We start from the raw sequence: 21,849 nt of genomic DNA, 5'->3' as shown, positions 1-21,849 counted from the left end.
GTGATTGTATAAAGATAGTGATACGCGCTAGTTTTTTTCTATTATTTTGTCGGGTTCGGCATGGCGTATTGTCGCGTTTACACCGCCTGCCGCTCGCTGGGAAACGATAAATTTGTATTATAAACTCCAACGCTATGACAAACGCAACTACTGTAGACGAATACATTGCCGGCTTTCCGCCGGATATTCAGCAGGTGCTGGAAGAGGTTCGTAACACGGTGAAAAAGGCAGCGCCCCAGGCCACAGAAGGCATTGGTTATGGGATGCCGGCGTATAAGCAAAACGGTCCCCTCGTTTATTTCGCTGCTTATCCCCACCATATTGGGTTCTATCCTATCCCATCAGGGATGGAGACGTTTAAAGCGGAGTTGTCGAAATATAAAACGGGGAAAGGCTCCGTACAGTTTCCACTGGATCAGCCTATGCCACTGGCGCTGATTACGAAGATGGTGAAATTCCGCGCAAAAGAGAATGATGCGAAGACAGCGACTAAGAAGAAATAGCAGATTGGGAAGATGGCAACGTCCGTGTCCCTTCCTGGCTGCAGGCGCCGGACGTTGCCATCATTACGGTATCATGGTATCACCCGTATATATTTACTCAGCCGATAGGTACAACCGCCTTTCGTAATGATATCAAGATGATAAGTACCAGTGGTGGCTGCCGTTACATCATAGATAATGGCTTCCTCTTCCCGGTGTGCAGAAAAGTGGTTAGGTCCGTACCAATTATAGTACTGTACTTCATTGATGGGAATTTCAGCAGGTGCGGTGAACCTTAAGGTTTCACCATTGTGCAGGAGTGTATCAGCAGGCATAGACAGCTCTCTTATATCATCGCAGCTGTAGTGCTTAATACAACCTGTAAAAAAGTATAGGCAGCCAATAGAGCCAATGGCCAGTATATAACGCTTCATAGCAGGGAAAATCTATTCTTATTAAAAATTGTTTTGACGGCCGCCAAAAATCACTCCATACGTTAGCTGGAAATATGCATTGGCAGAATTGGGTAAAGTAGGTCCGGGACGTAATCCTAATTCGATAATATATTTGGTACCAAAGAATTTTCCCATACTCATCGACTGATAACCTACTCTGGCGCCAGTTCTACTAAAAGAAGAAGTTACCGGCAGTATTTCATACATCTGGTTCGCCTGATAAACATGATAGGAATATAACAGGTCTTCATATTTCATAGAAGGAGCATACATTACATCTATAAAAAGGTCAGTTTGTGCTTTCAAGTCCCTTTTCCCTCTGTATTGCTCGTCTTTAAGATTAATTTTCATATCGCGGAAAGTACTCAACGCGATACCCGCTGTAATTACCTCCGACTGCAGGAGGACAGTAGAATTTTTCAATCCTGTTCTACCCAGTTCCTGATCTGTACCATCATCCATATGCAACACATAAGGTGTTTTACTGGTTTCCAATGGCATCATGCCGTTGCCCTCTATTTTCTTGAGGTCATGGATGAATCCCAGCCGGCCAGTGATAGCACGCACCATTGTACCTGGCACACTACCAGACATCTCTCCCTCTCTGCTATATGAGATATGCATGGGGTATTTAATTTCTTTTGTCCAGGAGTGTAAGGTAAACTTGGTTTGCAATTCCAATCGTTTTGATGCCCGGTTTTTTACGGGTACACCATATGATTCATAAGAGGGTTTATCACTTCCATGGATTCCATCCATATTTTCCAGGTAGCCAATTTGTGTATTGAGGCTCACACCAAACGCACTTCTATAAGTATAGAATACGCCAACACCACCGGAAATACTCAGGTTAGGTTTATAAGCATCCACCACTACCGGGTGCACAGAAATCCCAAACAAATTAGAATGTGCCGGCTCATTACGTACTAATTCATACAATACCGTATCTACATAATTCTTCTGAGGAGACGCTTTTACTTTTCCTTCTGTCGCAAAAGAAGAGGAAGTGGATGCTATTTGTGTACTATCCGGCTTTGGCGGTATATAACAGCTTCTGTTATATACGTCTACAGAACTCCGCAGATGTTCATCCGCCCGTCTGTGAAGTATCCAGGAAGCAATCCCCCCAGCCAGCATGGTTCCCACTCCAACGCCAAAACTGGCGAAGAAAGTAGCAGTTGATTTATCCTCCGGCACCTTTGTGGAAAGCACAAGACCACCAATAGTCATTACTCCGGCAGCCCCAAAACCACCCCAAAAAAGCCTCGATGCTTTTTTATTCTTGTCGCGAAATTCGTCGAGTTGCGCCATGGCCAGCGGACATTTAGTATAGTACTTCCGGAGCATTTCTCCTTTTTTGTCTAATGCCACGGGTTTAGCCCCATTAATACGTACAAACGGTTTCGTATACGTGTTACTGGAATAGGTATGGGAATTGAAGTTATAATAGGAAGAAGTATACGTTTTATATACCAATTCCAATCCAACCTGGCTGGTTGGCTTCTTTGTTTTCACAGGCCGGGCAATAATTTTACTCTTCAATGCAGAATCAGATTGCGCATGGGCACCAAACGTGACAGCTACAAGCATGAGTGCCGGTATGAATTTCATACAGGATTTCATATGCGGTATAGGGTTTAGGGCCGCGAAAATAGGCAATTAAGTTATATATTAATAATAAATGTATATGTTTCCCTGAAAAAATCAGTCAGGAGCTATGATTTTCCGGTACAACCGGCGCAAGTGGAATGAGTTGTTGCTGCTGCAAAGCGGCCTTTAAGCGATCTGCATATTGGTGAGCAAACGTTTCTTTTGTAACCGACGGCAGTTTTTTATAGATATTCCAATACTTATCATAGTCTTCATCATCGCGGGCAACGCGTTCTACCATCTCCTGGTAATGAACATAATGCCCAAATTCGTGCAGGAATGTCCGGTATAGTTGTGTGTTGCGGACATTGGCAGCTGACAACGGCGCTGTAAAACTTCGTTTATCCTCCCGGAATGGGTGGCCATCCGCTTTCAGGCGTTCCAACTCTTTTTGATCTTCCAGGGTTAAGGTACGTTTCCATTTTATCTGTTGCCTTTCATCAAACGCTTCCAGGATAATAGCCGGGTAATAATCATGTTCAAATTCATAGGAATAAATGAGCCGTCCCCAGCAGGGCGACAATATGTTCTCCTTTCTTTTGGGTTGCCGGAATACAATGAATCTTAAACTCCCATAGTGTTCAACGGGAACATATGCTATCATCCGGATAACATCAGCAATGGAGCAGGCATGCCGGTAATGAGGACTGGTAGCCTCTACAATAAAAACAAAAGTATGGCCATTTATCACATACGTCGTTTTTTCGTACGGGCCTAACCGTTCGAAAAAGCTGCGGTGGTCCATAAGAGGGCCCGGAATTTCGAGCCGGTTATTTTGCCCGAAGCCCTGGCTGGCAGTACCGATATTTCTATTTCTTCGGGTGGGATTACGCACTATAAATACAAAGTTTTATCATTTTTTTTGGGAGATATCTAACGCCGTTTCGTAAAGCTATCCATCACCTGCATGGATAATATCGCCTGCTCCCCGGAACATGGATTCGGTCCCTGCCCTAAAAAATAGCTGGTCACAGCCGCTATCATCGGTTGCTGTACATGCGGCAGGGCATCGAATGTAAACGTTTCTGATAACCCATCTTTATGCAGGGTTACTTTGCTACCAAATACCGGGAAACTAATCGAACCTGCAGACCCGGTTATTTTGCACTGGTCCACCTGTTCGTCTTTAGCTACCGCAAAACTCCAGGTACCATCGAAAGCTACGTCGTTCTCAAATAAAATATGCCCGGTAACGAAATCATCTGCAGGCGACAATCCTGCCTGATTCAACGCTATTCCTGCGGCATATTGCGGGGCACCAAAAAAGTAAATCACTAAATCCAACTGATGCGGCGCTAAGTCATGGAACAAACCACCGCCGGAAACAGCCGGATCTAATCGCCAGTTGTTGCCTGTGCTGGCAATCAATTTGGAGGAAGGCGGTTGTAACATTTGCAACGATGCAAAACGCACCGCGCCAATAGCATTACTATCCAACAGTTCTTTTATTTTCAGGAATACCGGTTGCGCCCTCCTGTAATGCGCCACACTTAATTTCACCCCGTGATGAGTCGCTGCTTCATTCATACGGATGGCCGCAGCGGCATTCAGTGTCATCGGTTTTTCCACGTACACGGGCTTACCGGCAGCAATGGCCATCAGTGTATAGTCTTCATGCTGTAAAGGCGGCGTTGCAATATATATCGCATTTACTTCCGGATCGTTGATCAGTTGTGCTGCATCGCTGTACCATTTCGGTACACCATGACGCCGCGCATAATCTTCCGCCTTGGCTGCATCTCTGCGCATTACCGCTACCAGCGAAGAATTCGGTACTTTGTTAAAAGCAGGTCCGCTTTTTACTTCGGTCACGTCTCCGCAACCTATGATGCCCCATTTGATTGATTCCATAGTAGCAAGATAATCTTTATAAGCAGAAAGCGAAAAGCAGAAAGCAAAAAGCTATTGTAGCGAATGAACTAAGCGCATATTATATTCGCGGTAATCATTCACTACAATAGCTTTTTGCTTTCTGCTTTTCGCTTTCTGCTAAACTACATACGGCAATTGAAACGCCGGTCCTGCGGTAGTACCATCATTCAAACCAGACGGTGTTTGCATAAGCTTGCGCGCCAGCAAGTCCAGCGAATACATAGAGCCAATCGCTTCTCTCAGGAAGTGTGGTTCTCCATTAAACGTCCGGTGTAAGCCATTCAGTAAAGCCTGGTAACCTTGTGCAAACTGGGTGGCTAAAATATGCGCCGTAGAACCCTTTGGATAATTGGCGGGCTGCGGATCATCTGCCATCGGATATACGCCGGCAGGATCAAATGGAATGGCGGTACCGGTATACGTATAGGTTTCACCGTTACTTACCAGGTGACGGCCATTCACGATCTCTGCAAATTTGTAGTAGTGCGCCAGTTCTCCCTGTCCATCGTAAGGATCGGTAGCTTTGGTACCTTCTCCCTGGTCCATAATCTCATCAATGGCGTTCAGCGCATCTTCCAGGGAAGTGATCACATATAATTTACCCATGCCACTCCAATCGGATACCTGTTTATCTACATTACCAAACTTCAGCTTACCCAGCGCATTCAACTCTACCAATGCCTTTTTCAGCTGGTCATAGAACCAGGCAATGGTAAACAGGCTTTCTTCTCCCATCAGGGCAGGGCGCAGGGACCGGAAACGTTGCTGGATGATTTCTTCCGGTTCTTCGATCGACATGAAGCAGTCGCGTATCTGATCAATAGAGCAGCGTCTTAAACGCACGGTGAGACCGGCGCGCAGGCCACCAGGCAAAGAGCCGGGGTATTTAGGTACAAAGCGGGGATGCTTAATATCCGGACTACCACCCAATGAAATCATGATATTACACACCAGTGCCATGTGCAACATTTCTTCAATGACCACACTGCGGATTAAACCGGATACTTCTATGTTACAATCAGGCTTAATACTGTATAATGCACAGAGATAAGGCGGAATAGTAGAATGTTCCAGCTCTATCGCTGTTTGCAAAGCGCGGTGCAGGTTTTCCACGGAGTCCAGGTTCATGTACACCGGGTTATCCAGCCATTTGCGGATCATATGCAGTTTACCGCCAGACAGGTCACGGGTCACCGGCATATAATTGGGGCTGGTAATGGGCGTATGAAAAACATTCTTCAGGATGTTGATACGTTGTCTTACCTGTGCATAATCCGACAAATCTACGATAGGCCGCATGATCGGGTACAGATCGGCGTACTGCTGGAAAATAGGCTGTACGTGTTCTACCCAGTTGGGTACATCCGGTATTTTATATTCTGTAAATACGTGCGCATTCAACAACTGGTTACCGTTTTGTATGGCGCCCACCAGTGGTGGCGTAGTGCCCAACTGGTAAGCAACGCCATATACCTGTCCGTCGATATATTTCCTGGGATTGCCTGGATTGGCGGCCGTCATAGTCAATTCTACGGTGCCATCGGCGCCGGTGGTGATGGAAGTAGGAAAGGTGAAAGCCGACTGGGGCTGTCCTACATTGGTAGGTCCGGACACCGGTCCTTGTTTGATCTGTCCTTCTATAGTGGTAGGATCATAAATCAGGCTAATGGGCGCATTGGGTAGTGGCTGCCCGAAAGCGGTAGCATAGAACTTCGTAACGGCCTGTTCGCCGGGGTCCATGCGGAATACAAATTTATCGGCGCGCACAAAAGTACCGGCGCTGTTTTCTGACAACACCATCGGAGTCAATGCACCGGGGTAGCCTGCAAATATAGCGAGTGGATTGGATGCTACCATGGTAGCCTGTTCAGATGTAAGCGTGATGGAAACCAGTCCGCCGGAGAGCGTATACCAACCCGGATCCATGTAGCGGATCTCCGCCAGTGATACGGGTGTACCGTTAGCGGGAGTTACGCCCAGGTAAAGCTTGCCGTTATCCATCAATGGGCCGCCTGCAGTTTTGCAGGGTAAACTATTTCCCAGGTCTATCGTTAGTACGTTATTATCTACTATGCAGTAAGCGGTATTCGCGGAAAAAGGAGATCCCGGTACAGCGCTCAGCATCCTGCCGGCGGTGAAGTAATCCGGTTCTTTTACGCCTTGCTGCCCAATGGTACCTACCACGCGGCCCAACGTAAAATCCGGTTGTGTGGAATCATCCTGGAAACCGTCTACATTAAATTTGATACTGAGTTTTTCGGGTACCACACCAGTAGCGGATACAGAGGCCAGCTCTTTCATGAAACGGGATTCGCCAAGGTTCACCCAACCTTTGATAGTTAATATACTCTGGTATTGCGCGCCAAAAAATGAGTCGGGTTGCCCCTGCGCATACCGCACCCAGATATCACCGAATGCCGCTTCTTTATAATCACCTTTGAAGCCCAGCGTATGGTCATTCCCTACTATTACCTGGAAGCCCCACAACTCAGATACCATCTGTTGCTCCGGATCCAGGTCTACAATTTTTCCTTCGGCACGTCCATCGGCGCCGGTTACCGGCAAGCCTACTACCGGGTCCTGTGCAGGGTCATCGCAAAAGGTGCCGTCCAGGTAATATACCCGCTTCACGGAACAATCATACAGGCGCCAGGCACCGGTACCATTGGGGTTCCACCAGCCATTGCTGGCGCCCTGGCCGGGCATGTCATAACTGGTTTGAAACTGGGCTGTATTAAAGTGCTGCGGATCGTTGTTAACCGTGGAAGGATCCGCCTGAAACTTCCCCGAAAACTGCAACCGGGGGCTCTGTAAATAACTCATAATAAGTATTTGGGTTTTATAAGAAAGTGAGGAAACGAATGATCGTTATATGCATTCCCGGCGCCACAGCAGGACACGACAATCCAACACATTACCCGCGAGCAAATGCGACATCAAACAATGAAAAAACAGGAGACTATCTATCCGAAGAAATATGCGGGAAAATCATAAGTTAAGTAGTTATTATGAGGAATATCAAATATACGCTCATCATTGAGCTGGTCGTTTATAAAAATAGGGGATTTTTGGATAACTTATAACTGATTAACAAAATCGTTAAAAAAAAAATTCATCTATAAAAAAGGTAGCGATCCAAACTATTCAGATCGCTGTATCACAAAATATGTAACCTCTCCATCTGCTCTCACTAAATTCGGCAGCCGCTTAAACCCGGTTTTCTCCAACACCTTTTGGGAGCCAATATTTTCGGGGTCTGTTACCGCTACTACTTCCCTGGTATCGGTGTTAGCAAAGCAATAATCCACCAATGCCCGGCTTACAGCGGAGGCAATGCCTTTCCCCCAGGAAGCCTGGTTTAAAACATAGCCTATTTCCAGTTGAGCAGGCACCTCTGCAAAATGCCGCGCCAGGCAGGTGCCGGCAAAATCGTAGGTCACCGCATCAAAAACAGCCCATCGGCTGAGCCTTCCTTTTTTATAATCTTCCAGGGCTTCATGAAACAGGTCAACGTACTGCTCCGGCGAACGATAAGGTATATAGGTTGTTACCAGCGGATCTTCAAACAACGTAGTAAACAATGTTATTTCTGTCGGCAAAAACTCCCGGATAATAATCCGGTCACTCTGAAAAAGTATATGCATACAAGATAGTTAATAACGGGAAATTAACGTACTTCTTCCAAAGATCCATCATTAAAAAGCAAGGGGGCTTTTCATGGCACAAAGGTACGCGCGCTGTTATCCTGCAACAACAGCCATTTATTGTTATTATTTCCCTGGTGAAAATAATTTACGCTACACGTTACTCTTTTCCACGTGTTGTTTTAACATGGCCAGCGTACCATTCCAATAAAAGTTAAGATGCTGGTAAATAGTGTCAGTAGGGAAATTGGAGAGGGTCAACACCAACTGCGTATAGGCGTCCTCCGGCTGCAATACAAAGCGAAGTACGGTATGATTAGCCGGTATATCCGGCAGGCGTGACATAGAGCTTAAGAAATTATAGCTCAGTACTTGTTCGGGTACATATTCCAGCACCGTTCCCTTGTTTTCAAACCGCAGGTGATGAAAGCCGCGGATCACAATAGGGCTGCCCGGTTCCCAGGTGGTGGCTATTTCCAGCTTCATATCCGGGTCTCCCATCCAGGCGGTCATGTGTGGCAGCGTAGTTAACGAGTCCCATACCGCAGATATGGGCGCCAGGATCTTTATTTTTTTGTTGATGGCTTCCATTTGTTATTTATCTCCCGAAATTTTCCGGTATACCTGTAAATATCTACAAACATCGGGAACGTTTCAACAAAATATGATGAGCGTTTTAACAAACTGCTTTCTTTTCTCAATTCCGACCTTTGTCAGAAATATCATCAGATGAAAAAAGTTTGGCTGATCACGGGCAGTTCCCGTGGATTAGGAAGAAGTATCACTGCTGCTGCACTGGCCGGCGGCGACCTGGTAGCCGCGACCGCCCGGAATCCGGAAGTCCTGAATGACCTGGTAGCGCAATACCCGGAGCAGGTTTATCCGCAGCAGCTGGATGTAACCAATAGCGCAGCTATTGCCACGGTAGTAACAAATACCATCGCAAAGTTTGGGCGTATAGACGTGCTGGTTAATAACGCCGGCTTCGGCATTTTAGGAGCCGCTGAAGCATACAGTGAGGAGCAGGTAGCCGTTCAGCTGCACACCAACCTGTACGCCCCTATTACTCTCACCCGCGCAGTGCTGCCATATATGCGGCAACAACGGTCGGGGCATATCATACAAATCAGCTCCCTGGGCGGCAGAGCGGGCAATGCTGCGCTGACCATCTACCAGGCCGCCAAATTCGGACTGTCGGGCTTCTCCGAAGCACTGGCCAAAGAAGTTCGCCCGCTTGGAATATGGGTGACCAGCGTAGAGCCTGGCGGCTTCCGTACCGACATTTTTAGCGACATGGATATCGCCCCGGTCATACCCGGCTATGAAACCACCGTGGGCGCCAGAACAGAAATGTTTAAAAGCAGTACCTTTAACCCGCCGGGCGATCCGGAAAAAGCGGCAACAGCCATCCTCCGATTGGTGAATAGTTCGACTCCCCCCGTACATCTGCTACTAGGTAGCGATGCCCTAAAGCGGCTGGAACAAGTCATGGAAGAGCATCAACAGGAAATGGAAAAATGGCGGCCGCTAAGTATTTCCACCGACACCGGTGACTGATCTACCATACATATGACAACCTCCACACTCCATAAGTACCATTCGCCAGTTGCCTCCTCCTGCTACACCACGCTGCACCGGGAAGGAGAACAGTTCATTCCGGAATTTGTATTCAGCTACCAGGTATCCGGTACGCTGGTGATGAATGACGGGCAGCAGTCGTACACCTTTCATCCCGGCGATTACCGGCTGGGACGACGTAATCAACTGATAAAGTTTCAGAAGATACCACCGGACGGTGGCGAATATAAATCGCTTTCGGTGCAACTGGATCAGCCCTTTTTACGGAGTATGAGCATGGAAGCCGGACAACTGTCCACTTCGGCGGTGTCCCGTCCACCGGTGATCCGGCTGCCGGAGGATCCGTTGTTCAAAAACTATTTCGACTCCTTGCCGGCTTATCTTCCGCTGCATGAAAAAGACGATGTACTCCTGGTTACCCTGAAACTGAGAGAAGCAGTGCTGTTGTTACTAAAAGTGGATCCCACATTGAAAGACATGCTGTTTGACTTCAGCGATCCCGGCAAAATAGACCTGGAAGCCTTCATGCATCAGAACTTTCACTTCAATGTACCACTACAACGATTTGCGTATCTGACCGGCAGAAGCCTGGCTACTTTCAAACGGGATTTTGAAAAGATATTTCATATAACGCCCAGCCGGTGGCTGCTGCAAAGGAGACTACAGGAAGCGCATTACCTGATCCGGGAAAAGGGATTACGTTCGGCTGATATCTACCTGGACCTGGGATTTGAAGACCTCTCCCATTTTTCATTTGCTTTCAGGAAGCAATTCGGCGTATCGCCTACAAAAATCAATATGAAGTAACAGCCCCGCGATGGCGGGGCTGTTGATATCTGCTAAGCCAGTACAGGCTCTGTATTGCTATCTGCCCAATAACCCAAAATTACAAACAACCACTGCAACTGTGCAGACCAGGCTAATGCCATCACGCTGGCCGGTGCATCACCCCAGTAGTTCGATAATTGTACCGCCATCAATAAAACGATATTGATCCAGAAAACAATCCTGGCTTTGGCATTCAATGGCCGGGTAGCCCGCAGGTACAGGATAATACCCGTGATGAATAAAATCAGTTCCACTACCAATGTACCCGCAACGGAAGACCAGAGGCCAAATCCTACTTTGGCCGCACCGGCTGCCGGGGTTAAGGGTAAATCATGGAAGTGCACCACCAGGTCCAGTAACCAATGGCTCAATACCGCTACCCCCAGGATCAAGGCGTGCCGGAAATTTCTTTTAATGGCATAGTGTACAGCGCCAAACAGGATACCCAGTATTAGCGCGCCTACAAGGCTGTGGGTAAAGGGATAACTTATAAATTCAATGGTTCTCGTGCCGCCCAATTCCGGGTGTAACGCTACTTTTTCTACTCCCAACAGCAGTAAAGTAGGCCATACCAGGTCAGAAAACTGAACAGCCATAAACAGTGTTCCTAATGAAAGAGTGGGGGCTAATTTTTTTGTGGCCATCCCAAGTCCAAAGTGTCCGATAAACATATATAAGCAGTTTTAGGTTGCCATCGTTATTGTTTGAACGATCAGCATTACAAATATTGCACTTGTCACGCATAGTCTGCTTGATAAATATCAAGAAAATTTTCAATGGCATTTTTCTTATCTAGCCGGATATTAATAAAGGGCGGGAGGTATTTTGGGATAACGTAAATGCATAAATGAAAAAAGCAGAAAGCAGAAGGCAGAAAGCAAAAAGCTATTGCAGCGAATGATCAAAGCGTATATACTATTCGCAATAATCATTCGCTGCAATAGCTTTTTGCTTTCTGCCTTCTGCTTTATGCTTTAAAAAACGCCAGCAAATCTTTATTAATAGTGGCAGCTTCTGTAGTAGGCATACCATGTGGGAATCCGGGGTAGGAAATGAGTTGTCCTTTTTTCAGGAGCTTCACCGCTTTAGCGCCGGAGATCGCGAAAGGAACGATCTGGTCATCTTCTCCGTGTAATACCAGCACAGGGATATCAACGCTTTTCAGGTCTTCAGTAAAATCTGTTTCGGAAAAGGCTTTTACGCATTCATAATGTGCAATAGCGGCTCCCATCATGCCCTGGCGCCACCAATTATCTCTCACACCTTGTGATATCTTAGCGCCTTCGCGGTTATATCCGTAAAAGGGAATGGTGAAGTCCTGGAAGTATTGCGCTCTTTGCGTGGCGGTATTCTGCCGGATTTCATCAAATACGCTCAGGGGTACGCCATCGGGATGCTGATCATTTTTCACCATGATGGGGGTAACGGCACTGATTAATACGGCCTTGGCTACACGACCTTTTCCATGTTTGGCTACATAGCGGATAACTTCTCCTCCACCGGTAGAATGTCCTACGTGGATAGCATCTTTTAAATCGAGTGCCTGCGTCAGTTCCGCCACATCGGCGGCATAAGTATCCATATTATGCCCCTGGGACGTTTGGGACGACCGTCCATGTCCCCGCCGATCATGCGCGATCACCCGGTAGCCCTGCTGGAGGAAAAATATCATTTGCCCGTCCCAGTCATCGCCGGACAATGGCCATCCATGATGAAACACAATAGGCTGACCGGTTCCCCAGTCTTTATAATACAACTCGGTACCATCTTTTAAAACAATTTTACTCATGATTTTATTTTTATTTGGTGATCAATGCATAAAGGATAGGTTCTTGTTAACACGGACGTCGTGCATCTTGTTCACTGGTATGTCCGTTTTCGGACAGGCATTGACGCTGAGATGAACAGGTATAGAAAAAACACATACATAAGTAAGCGGACAATATGCTATTGGGATATGGCAATCTTCTTGTGGTAACGTTTTTATAACATCAAGTGTATGAGCCACATTGTCATTCCTATTCCTCCACTTCCAGGTAAACAGGAAATAGAAGTGGAAGTAACCATCAACAATCAAAAGCAGCAGTTGCGCTACCGGGTAGAGTTATTTTACTGGGATGATTGCACCAACCCAATGGGACATCGGGCTGATTGTATCAGTGAAATGTTATCACACCATGATCCGGAGTGGATCGTGTATTACATCGGGGCACCTACCGACAAATTTGTTCCCATCACCTTTGTGAGTAAAGAAAGCAGGCAGTTGTTACGCGCAGCAAAAGTGTAAATATTGCGGGTATTGCTACTCATTTTCGTATAGCCTGCAGGGTGGGCGGGGAATTTCTGTGCTATTATGTAGCGGGGGCTGCACAATATGTGTGGCTAATAAACATCCAGGATCACTACTTCCTGCTTATTAAACATAAAGCGTCCGCCTGTTTTTTTTCCAAATAATAATTTTGCCAGTGGCGTATAGGGAGATATAAAAAAGATGGTGTGATCAGCGAGCAATTGTTTGCCCAGTCCTGCTGCAATAAAAAAGGACTGTGCTTCGCAGTGTACCAGGGCGCCGGTTTGTGCGGTGGTATATACTTTATCTGTGTTTACACTTTCCAGCAAGGCCAGCTCTTTTATATTTTCTGACTGCTGTTTTGCGTACATATCTTTTTCCAGGTGTCCCATGGCGCGCCCAGTCTCATACTTATCCCCCGCGGAACTTTTCTCTTCACTATTAGCGGCTGCCTGCGCATTGTCTATCGCAGCTTTGGCCATATTGATACGCGCCTGTATCAGGGTGCGGCCTGTTTGTTTCAGTTGATTTTTAAAAGCAATTTTTTCTGCTGTTGTCATAAGGTACCGGTCCATTGAATCCGGTCTAAATTAAGATTTTTCCCAACGGATGTTACATAAAAAAAACGGTTCCCTTGCGGAACCGTTTTTTTCTTATTGTATTAAGGAAACGATTGCTATTAGTATAAAGTAAATTCTACACGTCTGTTTTGCTGACGTCCTGCAGCGGTTTTGTTAGACGCAATAGGCTGAGAAGATCCATATCCAACGGCTTCAATCCGGGAAGCATTGGCACCTTTAGATACCAGGTATGCTTTGATGGATTCAGCACGTTCTTTAGATAAGCGCATGTTGGTAGCAGCAGAACCGGTGTTATCGGTATGACCTGCTAATTTCAGGCTGAAGTTTTTCTCTACCAGGAGGCTGGCTACTTTATCCAGGCTGGCAAAAGAGGTAGGTCTGATGGTAGCTTTACCCAGGTCAAATTCCAGGTTATCGATCGCATCTTTTACTACTTTCTTATCAGCTTCTGTTATGATAATTTTTTCTTTCACTACCTGAGGTGTTGGTAATGGACAACCTGCACCATCTACTTTAGTACCAGCTGGTGTGTTCGGGCATTTATCCAGGTAATCAGGAACGCCATCACCATCTGTATCCAGTTTCATATCGGCTACTTCTTTCTTCAGACCATCGATAGCTGCCTGGTTACGGGAATCGCTTGCTTCGAGTGAATTTTTCAATGCGGCATTTTTATCCCATAAATCCATGGCTAATTGTGCAGCAGGATTTACTACGGCTAACTGTGGCTTGTGCTTTTTACCGAGGGCAAATTCAACACCCAGTCTGGCAGTAGAAAATTTATCTTTGGTACCGTTGTCGATGCCATCAAACTTTTTACTGTTCACGAAATTCACGTTGTAAGCCAGGTCGATGTTTACACCACGGGCTACTACAAATTTAGCCCCCACGCCTACCGGGATAAATAATTCCCTGTGAGTTTTACCACCGTCTGAATTCAGTACCGCTGTTTCTGTACCATTAGCGGTAGCAATGGTGGGTTTAAAGGCAATAGCACCCGCACCGGCAGATACGTATGGAATAATGGAACTCTGTTTATTTAACCAGTTGATGTTAGCAATGCTAAATACACCACTTACGGCTGCAGACCAATCGATATCTGTTTTAAAAGTAGAGATACCATTGGTAAGCTGCTGAGATGCTTTGGTAGCGCCTTTCACCTGTCCTCTCATGAAGTCGGCCTGTAAACCGAAGTTATGCAACAGTTGTTTCTTCACGTAGCCACCGTATACGAAACCAACGTTATTAAAATCGAAGTTATTGAAATAGTAAGGGCCACCAAATGGACCAAATGCTGCGGAACCACCGCCCCACGCACCAACAGACCATGTACGGTAATCTTTCACACCATTGAAAGGTGTTACGCGATCAACTTTACTGCGGGTACTATCCTGTGCAAATGCAGTAGTAGATAACGCCAATACAGTTGAAGCTAATAAGAAAGATTTTCCAGAAATCCTGTTTGTAAACGTACTCATAAAAAAAACCTTTTTGGGTTGAATAATATCAATTTTCACATTACGACAATCACTTCGTTGCTAACAAAAAACGGTACCGGAGTTAGAACGATCCGGCACTTTGCAAAGGCTGTGCCAACTAGCCAAAATTTAACATTAAAATATCGTTGGATTCGTGGATTATTTATACGGAATCCTTACTGGCAAAGCATTTCACATCTTCATAAAAAATACGGGTCAAATACAATAAAATGCACATACAAATACCTATATGGCGGTATAAAAAAATATTTCCGATCGTTTATCGCCGATATTTTCACAATAAAAAAATCCATCTATTTTAATTAAATAAAATATTATAATCCTTACATATAGCGATGCGCAAATGCCCTTTATTCACTTCTTTCCCTTATTTTAGCGGTTTGGGCGGCAACGGGTATATCTTTTTGCTGCCCGTAAATAACCTATGTCATTGCTATAGCATTTTCTTTTTTATGAGTAAACCACGTAATCATCCGGCGGCATTGCCGTTCCTTTTCCTCTCTGAAATGTGGGAGCGCTTTGGTTTTTACCTGATCCTGGGGATCTTCCAGTTATACCTGACAGATACCGCTAAAGGTGGCTGGGGCATGGACAGGGCTACTGCAGCAGATATCTTCGGTACCTTCATCGCATTCGTATATCTCACTCCTTTTCTCGGAGGACTTATTGCCGACCGTAAACTCGGATACAGCAAATCCATTATTATTGGTGGTATCTTAATGGGTATCGGATACATAGGATTGGCGGTACACCATCTCACGGTGTTTTATTTATCGCTGGCCCTGATCTGCATTGGGAACGGGTTTTTCAAGCCTAATATCTCCACGCTGCTGGGCAATGTATATAACGATGAAAAATACCGCAGCCGTAAAGACACCGGCTACAATATTTTTTACATGGGCATCAATATCGGTGCATTCATCTGTAACTTTTTTGCGGCCTTCCTGCGGAATACGGTGGGCTGGGGTGCTGCATTCATTGCTGCAGGTGTAGGTATGTTCCTGGGTGTATTGATTTTTGTGATCGGCATGAAACATTACAAACATGCAGATGTGCGTAAACCGATGCAGGAAGGCGATATGCCATTGAGCAAAATTTTCTCTGTTGTATTCCTTCCCGCTATTGTAGTGGGCCTGGGCGCCTGGTTCATCCCTGGCAATATCTTCGGATCTGATTCTACTGATGCGTTTATCTTCGCCTGTATTCCTATCCTGTTCTTCTTTATATCACTTTTAAGAAAAGCAGATGCAAAGGATCGTAAGCCAATATCGGCGCTGCTGGCTATCTTTGCGGTATCTATTGTATTCTGGGCCGTATTCAAACAAAATGGTACCGCGCTGACTACCTGGGCGCAATATTATACCAACCGCGAGATCCCGGCGGTGATTGAGCAACCTGCCAAAGGACTTTATCTCGTAGAAACAATTACAAATAAACCGGATTCTGTAACTGCCTATGACGCCGAATTCCGTGTAATGCGCAATGCTGCCGGCAAACCATTGAAGGTATGGGATAAAGTGCCTTATTTCAGGAATGTTGCGCCGGAAAAAATGCCGGCAGAAGGGCAAAGCATCAGTTTATATAATACAGAGCTGTTCCAATCTATCAACCCATTTTTTGTGATCACGCTCACTCCGTTGATAGTACTGCTTTTTGCCTTACTGCGTAAACGCAACCGCGAACCTTCTACGCCTTCAAAAATTGCCTGGGGCCTGCTGATATCAGCCTTGTCTACGTTGATGATGGTAGGCGCGGTATACGTGTGCAGCAACGGGGCTATAAAAGCTTCTCCATGGTGGCTGATTGGTTGCTATGGGGTGATTACTATAGGAGAATTATTCCTGAGTCCCATGGGATTATCGCTGGTATCCAAACTGAGCCCGGTGCGTATTACTTCCCTGATGATGGGAGGCTGGTTCCTGGCTACGTCTATCGGTAATAAGCTGTCGGGGATCCTGGCTACCTTATGGGATAATTACGATAACAAAGCGAACTACTTCCTCGTCAACTTCCTTTTATTAGGCAGTGCCGCTGCGGTTATATTTGCCATGTTGCGCTGGCTGAATGGTATTTTTAAATCGCAGGTAAAAAATTAAATTTTAGTAAGACAGGGAACAAGACCTGCCATTACCGGCTACGATCTGTTCCCTGTTTTCTTTTATAATATTTCTACGGTGCCGTTAGTACCGTTCAGGCGTATCCGTTGCCCCTCCTTTATCAGTTTGGTAGCCTGCTCCACTCCCACCACTGCCGGCAATCCATACTCCCGTGCAATCACGGCGCCATGGGTCATTAGTCCGCCTACTTCTGTAATAAGTCCTTTGATAGATACAAATAACGGCGTCCAGCTGGGATCTGTAAATGTAGTGACCAGGATATCTCCTTCTTCAATATTTGCCTCTTCTACTCTTAGGATCACGCGGGCACGCCCTTCCACCACACCGGAGGAAACGGCGAGTCCCACCAATGCGTTCGCAGGAACATTTTCGCGTTTGTATTTGCCGGCAATGACTTCACCTTCAGAAGTCATTACGCGGGGAGGCGTGAGTTTTTCAAACAACTGGTAGGCTGCTTTTCGCTGATCGATCATCGTATTATCAATGTGCTGTGTACGTACCGCTTCTCTCAGCTCTTCAAAGGTGAGATAGTAGCTATCTTCTTTTGTGCCCAGTGCGCCGGCCTGTATCAGTAATGCTACTTCTTTCATCAGCGCCTGTTTATAGGCATAATAGCGGCAAATCTTGCTGTACTTGGGATATTCCCGGTAGCCTACAAAATTCCGGATCATGTCAATCATTCGTTTGGTTTCACCGACTTTTTCGGCTCCATCGGGCAGGTCACGCAGCCGCGTTAATAGCTCTTGCTCTTTGCGGGCTGCTTCTTCCAGCCCCTGTGCAAATTTCCGCGCGGCAGCACCGGGTTCGAAGTTGCGGATATTACTCAATATCATCGGCACAAGGGCGGCCGGTTTTTCGCTCCAGCGGGTCCTGGTGATGTCTATCTCTCCAATACATCTCATGCCATATTTACGCAGAAAGGCATAGACCGCCTCCCGTGATGCGGGTCCACCGGGCAATGGCAGTAGTCCTTCCAGGAAGTCGTCGTTTTTTATTTGTTGCAGGTAGCTGATCACTTCGGGATACGGACGAATAACATCCGCTACATCCATTAATGCCAGCCCCATTTCAGAAGTAACGTTGTTGGGAGCGGACTGCGACAAGGTATCCGCCATGCCTTTCTCTCCCAGCCATTGTTCCATTTTTTCATTGATCCAGATACATGCATTCATTGCAGCGATGACCACCCCCAATATCCTGGGATCGAACAATGTGGTTCTCAGCTGATCGAGATCGTTCAAAATGAAATCAAATACTTCCACGCCGGACTTTGTTTGTATCTGCGCTGTCAATTCTGCAATGGAGGCTTCGCTGCGGGCTATCAACTCATCAACGAGAGCCGGATCGCCTTCGGTGATAGTGGGTATCCCCGGGAATAATTGCGCTTTTTCTTTAGCCCCGTGCGGTTGCTCTTCTTCCGGTAACAAGGGTATAAAATTCCTTTCTACAAGGGTATGCAGCGCATCTTTAATGAGTGGATCGGATTGACCGAGGGCGTTGATGATCGCTTCTCTTCCCGCTGTGGTAGCCATATTAGGTGCAATATCCACAAACAACCGTCCGGCGGCGGCATACATCGGCCTGGGTGTAGTTAACTGAAATAAGGATAGCCCCAATGGCTTCAGCGGATCGGTCATCATTTGCTGATGCCCTACGGATACATACACATGCCGTTGTTCATCATGAACCACCGGAACAGGATACAACGTAGTGACAGGGCGGCTCTGCACAATGTAGAACGTTTCATTGGCCAGGCACCATTCAATATCCTGGGGACTTCCGAAATGTGCGGCAATCCTGCTGCCAATAGCGGCAAGGGCGAGCATTTGCGCGGTTGTCAATACCGGCTTGCTTTGCAATGCCGGATCCAGTGTCACTTCTTTTACGCCGCCTTGTTGCCGGGCATAGATCGCTAATTGCTTGGTTGCTATCTGCTGCTCGATGACTTGGCCATCCCGTACCTTATAATGATCAGCATTCACCAATCCGGCTACCATGGCTTCGCCCAAACCATAACCGGCATCAATACACGATATATTCCTGTCGCCCGTTACCGGGTCTGCGGTAAATAAAATTCCTGCTGCCTCGGGAAACACCATCTCCTGGACCACTACAGCCAGGTGTACTTTGCGGTGATCAAAGCCTTGCTGGATCCGGTAAATGATGGCCCGTTCGGTAAACAGCGAAGCCCAGCACCAGCTGATATGCTGCAGGATGGCGGCTTCGCCGGTAATATTCAGGTAGGTGTCCTGCTGACCGGCGAATGAAGCGTTGGGCAGGTCTTCTGCGGTGGCGCTGGATCGTACGGCATAGGCCGTTCCCTCCTTACCGGCCAGCAACTGCCGGATGCTGGTTTGGATATCATCCGGGATCACTGCGCTTTCAATAGTGCTGCGGATACGGCTACTCAGCGTATGGATGGCCTCTTTATCCGTTACCTTCAAAACGGACAACTGCTCCAGTAATTCACCTATCACTGATGTGTTGTTGAGGATGCGCTGAAAGGCCAGCGTGGAAATACAAAACCCATCGGGTACGTGGATGCCATCCAGTTTGTATAACTCGCCCAGGTTAGCTCCTTTTCCGCCTGCCAGCGGCAAAGCGGTCCGGTCGATATCAGAGAATTTCCATACCAATGAATGCGGATTGATCATAGTTTGTGTGTTGAAGACCTGGTTAAAAAACAGTACTGAGGGGCCAAAAGTATTTAATGCATGCGGGCGAAAAAATCATTTTAAAGTATATTTTTTTTACGCAATAAATGCTTTTATCCCGGCGTTTATCTTACAAAATAAGCATCTTGGCGGTGACAAGCTGCTAACACAAAAACCCGCTACAGTAGCCATTCTTCAAAAAACGCTCCCAAACAGGTACTGAAAACAATTTTCCTCCCCAGGGTTGACAACTACCGCTTTAAAACCTATTTTTGATTCGCAAAAAAACGAGGTGTGCCGGAATTTCATGGCGGCATCTTATCAATTTCAACTTATTATTTTCACATGACAGGGGAACTCACGACATTGATCGAACAGTTAAAAAATCAATCTATTACTTTTAAAGACGTGATTGCATTTATAGAAAATCATTACCAGCATCAGCCTACTGCGTTTAAAAACGGCGACGCTTATAATGAAGCCACACAGAACCAGGGCAGCGCAAAAGTGTTTGCCTTTGCGCAGTTGCAGCACCTGGATAAAGAAGATACTCTCCGGTTATTTGCAGAACATTACCAGGCGGTATTACAGCATCCCCATGAAACGGATCACCAGAATATCCGCCAGTTTATGGCGCATGGATGGGCAGGAATTGCGTTTGAAGGCACAGCGCTTATCGCGAAATAGTCACGCAAAGGCGCAAAGAAGCAAAGAGTGTTCTGTTTCCTCTTATTTTCTTTGCGCCTCTGCTCACTGGCGACTGATCTTCATGACCTGTTTCCCATTTTCATAAATAATCAGTGAATGTGCATCCGGGAATTCAAGTTGCACATCGTATCCTTCGAGGAAGAATTTATTGGGTGACTCAGGATACAACACTGCTGTAGGCACGCCATCACCCGATACTTTAAGGGCATTCCCTTCCTGTTCTACCTTCATTAATTTGCCATTGCTTTGAACATAAGTGCCCACATAACTTTTGATCACGTCATCTGCAATCGTGATTCTTTCGTGGCTGACGGCGCCTTTGTTCATGATTTCCAATACCTGGGCGCCAGCGGTCAAAACACGTTTTATTACCTGATCAGTTACAAACATCCCGTTGTCTGCGTTGGTCATTACCACCACTCCACTTTTAGATTTTGGCAGGAAAACAGCCATGGTACGTACGCCAACATCGGAGCCGCCATGTTCCAGCGCATATTCACCACTGGGTAGTCCGGTTACCAATCCCCAGCCCAGGCAGCGGTAATAGTTGTCTTTTACTTTCACCTGCGGGCGAACCATGTCGGCAAAAAGCGTGTCCGACAGGCCCAGACCATTCATGGTGGCCATGCCGAATTTGCAATAATCTTCCACGGTAGTGATTAAATCATCTGCTGCACTCACCGGCGTTTGTATAGACACTCCATAGCGTTGTCCCTGTCCGTTATGCCACATCGCAAAACGGCTGGTATCCAGCTTTTCACTCCAGTCTTGTGTGTTACGCATGCCCAGTGGCTTGAACAAATACTTTTCCATCAGCACATTTAGTGGTTGATGAAATTTGTTTTCCAGTGCATGCCGTAAATATTCAAAGCCTTCTCCGGAATAACGAAATTTGGTACCTGGCTCAAAGGTAAAACGCAGCTTAGTATCTCCATTATCACTACGCCAGTTTGGAAAGCCGGTTTGATGACTGAGCACGATGCGGGTGGTGATTTTATTCAGCCAGGGATTGTCCGCAATATCGGGATCGATCCAATAATGCGAAAGCGGTTCATCCAGCTGCCACAGGCCGGCCTGCACCAGCTTCATGGTGAGCATGGCCGTCACCGGCTTGGTTTGCGAAGCGATATTGAACAAGGTATTTACAGGCGCAGGGTGGCCAGCTTTTAAATCTCCGAATGTTTTCAGCCATTTGATACGCCCATTTTCAATTACACCTACGCCCGTGCATGGAACATGGTTTTGTACCATCCAAACAGGGATATCACAGGTTAGGGAGGAGATAACGGTATCCTGTTGTGCAAAAATAACGTTGCTGACGAACAGGGAAATGAGAAGGGGCGCGTGGCTGATTTTCATAATGACAAGATAATACATCAAAAGTATCCTGAAGATAAAAAAGTAAAAAGTTTTTCTGCAAAATTGGCGCTTCTTTAAAAGTAAAAGGGTGCCTCATATCTATGGGGCACCCTTTTTCAATAAGTAATAACC

The 21,849-nt window shown here is 46.4% G+C and carries 19 protein-coding genes; 6 read left to right on the top strand and 13 right to left on the bottom strand.

The annotated features are described in order from the left end of the window. Positions 1-134: 134 nt before the first annotated feature. The gene (locus J7623_RS07325) at positions 135-503 is read left to right on the top strand and encodes a DUF1801 domain-containing protein (RefSeq protein ID WP_291919077.1); all 369 of its coding nucleotides are present in this window, start codon (positions 135-137) and stop codon (positions 501-503) included. Positions 504-574: 71 nt separating this feature from the next. Here J7623_RS07325 and J7623_RS07320 read toward each other — a convergent pair whose 3' ends face one another. The 7 genes from J7623_RS07320 to J7623_RS07290 all read right to left on the bottom strand — a co-directional run bounded on the left by J7623_RS07320 (position 575) and on the right by J7623_RS07290 (position 8,694). Continuing rightward, a complete protein-coding gene (locus tag J7623_RS07320; RefSeq protein ID WP_291919075.1) occupies positions 575-916 on the bottom strand; it encodes a hypothetical protein in 342 nt (113 codons plus the stop codon). Positions 917-937: 21 nt separating this feature from the next. Continuing rightward, positions 938-2,560 carry a hypothetical protein gene (locus tag J7623_RS07315; RefSeq protein ID WP_291919073.1) on the bottom strand — a complete coding sequence of 541 codons (1,623 nt, stop codon included), beginning with the start codon at positions 2,558-2,560 and terminating at the stop codon, positions 938-940. 85 nt (positions 2,561-2,645) lie between these two features. Then, on the bottom strand, positions 2,646-3,422 hold the full coding sequence (locus J7623_RS07310; protein ID WP_291919072.1) for a hypothetical protein: 777 nt from the start codon (positions 3,420-3,422) through the stop codon (positions 2,646-2,648). A 38-nt stretch (positions 3,423-3,460) separates the two neighbouring features. Further along, a complete protein-coding gene (locus tag J7623_RS07305) occupies positions 3,461-4,438 on the bottom strand; it encodes a Gfo/Idh/MocA family oxidoreductase (protein ID WP_291919071.1) in 978 nt (325 codons plus the stop codon). A 138-nt stretch (positions 4,439-4,576) separates the two neighbouring features. Continuing rightward, a complete protein-coding gene (locus J7623_RS07300) occupies positions 4,577-7,282 on the bottom strand; it encodes a ferritin-like protein (RefSeq protein ID WP_291919070.1) in 2,706 nt (901 codons plus the stop codon). 317 nt (positions 7,283-7,599) lie between these two features. Further along, a complete protein-coding gene (locus J7623_RS07295) occupies positions 7,600-8,103 on the bottom strand; it encodes a GNAT family N-acetyltransferase (RefSeq protein ID WP_291919069.1) in 504 nt (167 codons plus the stop codon). A 153-nt stretch (positions 8,104-8,256) separates the two neighbouring features. Beyond that, positions 8,257-8,694 carry an SRPBCC domain-containing protein gene (locus J7623_RS07290; protein WP_291919067.1) on the bottom strand — a complete coding sequence of 146 codons (438 nt, stop codon included), beginning with the start codon at positions 8,692-8,694 and terminating at the stop codon, positions 8,257-8,259. 138 nt (positions 8,695-8,832) lie between these two features. Between J7623_RS07290 and J7623_RS07285 the strand changes: the two genes are divergently transcribed. After that, positions 8,833-9,660, top strand: a complete 828-nt coding sequence (locus tag J7623_RS07285; RefSeq protein WP_291919065.1) for an SDR family NAD(P)-dependent oxidoreductase — start codon at positions 8,833-8,835, stop codon at positions 9,658-9,660. A 12-nt stretch (positions 9,661-9,672) separates the two neighbouring features. Further along, positions 9,673-10,488: an AraC family transcriptional regulator gene (locus tag J7623_RS07280; RefSeq protein WP_291919063.1), complete on the top strand. Its 816-nt coding sequence runs from the start codon at positions 9,673-9,675 to the stop codon at positions 10,486-10,488. A 32-nt stretch (positions 10,489-10,520) separates the two neighbouring features. On the opposite strand, the gene J7623_RS07275 is transcribed toward J7623_RS07280, so the two are convergent. Then, the gene (locus tag J7623_RS07275) at positions 10,521-11,180 is read right to left on the bottom strand and encodes a hypothetical protein (RefSeq protein WP_291919061.1); all 660 of its coding nucleotides are present in this window, start codon (positions 11,178-11,180) and stop codon (positions 10,521-10,523) included. Between the two features lie 296 nt (positions 11,181-11,476). Further along, a complete protein-coding gene (locus tag J7623_RS07270; protein WP_291919059.1) occupies positions 11,477-12,298 on the bottom strand; it encodes an alpha/beta hydrolase in 822 nt (273 codons plus the stop codon). Between the two features lie 210 nt (positions 12,299-12,508). Between J7623_RS07270 and J7623_RS07265 the strand changes: the two genes are divergently transcribed. Beyond that, a complete protein-coding gene (locus J7623_RS07265) occupies positions 12,509-12,796 on the top strand; it encodes a hypothetical protein (protein ID WP_291919057.1) in 288 nt (95 codons plus the stop codon). A 95-nt stretch (positions 12,797-12,891) separates the two neighbouring features. Here the strand turns inward: J7623_RS07265 and J7623_RS07260 are convergent, their stop codons facing one another. Both J7623_RS07260 and J7623_RS07255 read right to left on the bottom strand, forming a co-directional pair. After that, positions 12,892-13,359 carry a hypothetical protein gene (locus J7623_RS07260; RefSeq protein ID WP_291919055.1) on the bottom strand — a complete coding sequence of 156 codons (468 nt, stop codon included), beginning with the start codon at positions 13,357-13,359 and terminating at the stop codon, positions 12,892-12,894. Positions 13,360-13,478: 119 nt separating this feature from the next. Further along, positions 13,479-14,858, bottom strand: a complete 1,380-nt coding sequence (locus tag J7623_RS07255) for an OmpA family protein (protein WP_291919053.1) — start codon at positions 14,856-14,858, stop codon at positions 13,479-13,481. 473 nt (positions 14,859-15,331) lie between these two features. On the opposite strand from J7623_RS07255, the gene J7623_RS07250 reads away from it, so the two are divergent. Then, on the top strand, positions 15,332-16,975 hold the full coding sequence (locus J7623_RS07250; RefSeq protein ID WP_291919051.1) for a peptide MFS transporter: 1,644 nt from the start codon (positions 15,332-15,334) through the stop codon (positions 16,973-16,975). 62 nt (positions 16,976-17,037) lie between these two features. On the opposite strand, the gene ppsA is transcribed toward J7623_RS07250, so the two are convergent. Next, positions 17,038-19,650, bottom strand: coding sequence for a phosphoenolpyruvate synthase (gene ppsA, locus J7623_RS07245; RefSeq protein WP_291919049.1), 2,613 nt, complete (start codon positions 19,648-19,650; stop codon positions 17,038-17,040). Positions 19,651-19,995: 345 nt separating this feature from the next. Here ppsA and J7623_RS07240 point away from each other — a divergent pair, with 345 nt between their 5' ends. Further along, on the top strand, positions 19,996-20,337 hold the full coding sequence (locus tag J7623_RS07240; protein ID WP_291919047.1) for a HopJ type III effector protein: 342 nt from the start codon (positions 19,996-19,998) through the stop codon (positions 20,335-20,337). Positions 20,338-20,400: 63 nt separating this feature from the next. Here J7623_RS07240 and J7623_RS07235 read toward each other — a convergent pair whose 3' ends face one another. Next, positions 20,401-21,717 carry a serine hydrolase domain-containing protein gene (locus J7623_RS07235; RefSeq protein ID WP_291919045.1) on the bottom strand — a complete coding sequence of 439 codons (1,317 nt, stop codon included), beginning with the start codon at positions 21,715-21,717 and terminating at the stop codon, positions 20,401-20,403. Positions 21,718-21,849 lie beyond the last annotated feature (132 nt).

The organism is Chitinophaga sp. (assembly GCF_017745275.1).
GTDB lineage: Bacteria > Bacteroidota > Bacteroidia > Chitinophagales > Chitinophagaceae > Chitinophaga.
The sequence above is the reverse complement of the archived record's forward strand: the minus strand, read 5'-3'. Positions and strand labels throughout refer to the sequence as shown.

Bases quoted from the DNA above. Each gene is read 5' to 3' on its own strand.
- J7623_RS07325 (WP_291919077.1), top strand. From the start codon at position 135: ATGACAAACGCAACTACTGTAGACGAATACATTGCCGGCTTTCCGCCG.
- J7623_RS07320 (WP_291919075.1), bottom strand. From the start codon at position 916: ATGAAGCGTTATATACTGGCCATTGGCTCTATTGGCTGCCTATACTTT.
- J7623_RS07315 (WP_291919073.1), bottom strand. From the start codon at position 2,560: ATGAAATCCTGTATGAAATTCATACCGGCACTCATGCTTGTAGCTGTC.
- J7623_RS07305 (WP_291919071.1), bottom strand. From the start codon at position 4,438: ATGGAATCAATCAAATGGGGCATCATAGGTTGCGGAGACGTGACCGAA.
- J7623_RS07300 (WP_291919070.1), bottom strand. From the start codon at position 7,282: ATGAGTTATTTACAGAGCCCCCGGTTGCAGTTTTCGGGGAAGTTTCAG.
- J7623_RS07295 (WP_291919069.1), bottom strand. From the start codon at position 8,103: ATGCATATACTTTTTCAGAGTGACCGGATTATTATCCGGGAGTTTTTG.
- J7623_RS07290 (WP_291919067.1), bottom strand. From the start codon at position 8,694: ATGGAAGCCATCAACAAAAAAATAAAGATCCTGGCGCCCATATCTGCG.
- J7623_RS07285 (WP_291919065.1), top strand. From the start codon at position 8,833: ATGAAAAAAGTTTGGCTGATCACGGGCAGTTCCCGTGGATTAGGAAGA.
- J7623_RS07280 (WP_291919063.1), top strand. From the start codon at position 9,673: ATGACAACCTCCACACTCCATAAGTACCATTCGCCAGTTGCCTCCTCC.
- J7623_RS07275 (WP_291919061.1), bottom strand. From the start codon at position 11,180: ATGTTTATCGGACACTTTGGACTTGGGATGGCCACAAAAAAATTAGCC.
- J7623_RS07270 (WP_291919059.1), bottom strand. From the start codon at position 12,298: ATGAGTAAAATTGTTTTAAAAGATGGTACCGAGTTGTATTATAAAGAC.
- J7623_RS07265 (WP_291919057.1), top strand. From the start codon at position 12,509: ATGAGCCACATTGTCATTCCTATTCCTCCACTTCCAGGTAAACAGGAA.
- J7623_RS07260 (WP_291919055.1), bottom strand. From the start codon at position 13,359: ATGACAACAGCAGAAAAAATTGCTTTTAAAAATCAACTGAAACAAACA.
- J7623_RS07255 (WP_291919053.1), bottom strand. From the start codon at position 14,858: ATGAGTACGTTTACAAACAGGATTTCTGGAAAATCTTTCTTATTAGCT.
- J7623_RS07250 (WP_291919051.1), top strand. From the start codon at position 15,332: ATGAGTAAACCACGTAATCATCCGGCGGCATTGCCGTTCCTTTTCCTC.
- ppsA (WP_291919049.1), bottom strand. From the start codon at position 19,650: ATGATCAATCCGCATTCATTGGTATGGAAATTCTCTGATATCGACCGG.
- J7623_RS07240 (WP_291919047.1), top strand. From the start codon at position 19,996: ATGACAGGGGAACTCACGACATTGATCGAACAGTTAAAAAATCAATCT.
- J7623_RS07235 (WP_291919045.1), bottom strand. From the start codon at position 21,717: ATGAAAATCAGCCACGCGCCCCTTCTCATTTCCCTGTTCGTCAGCAAC.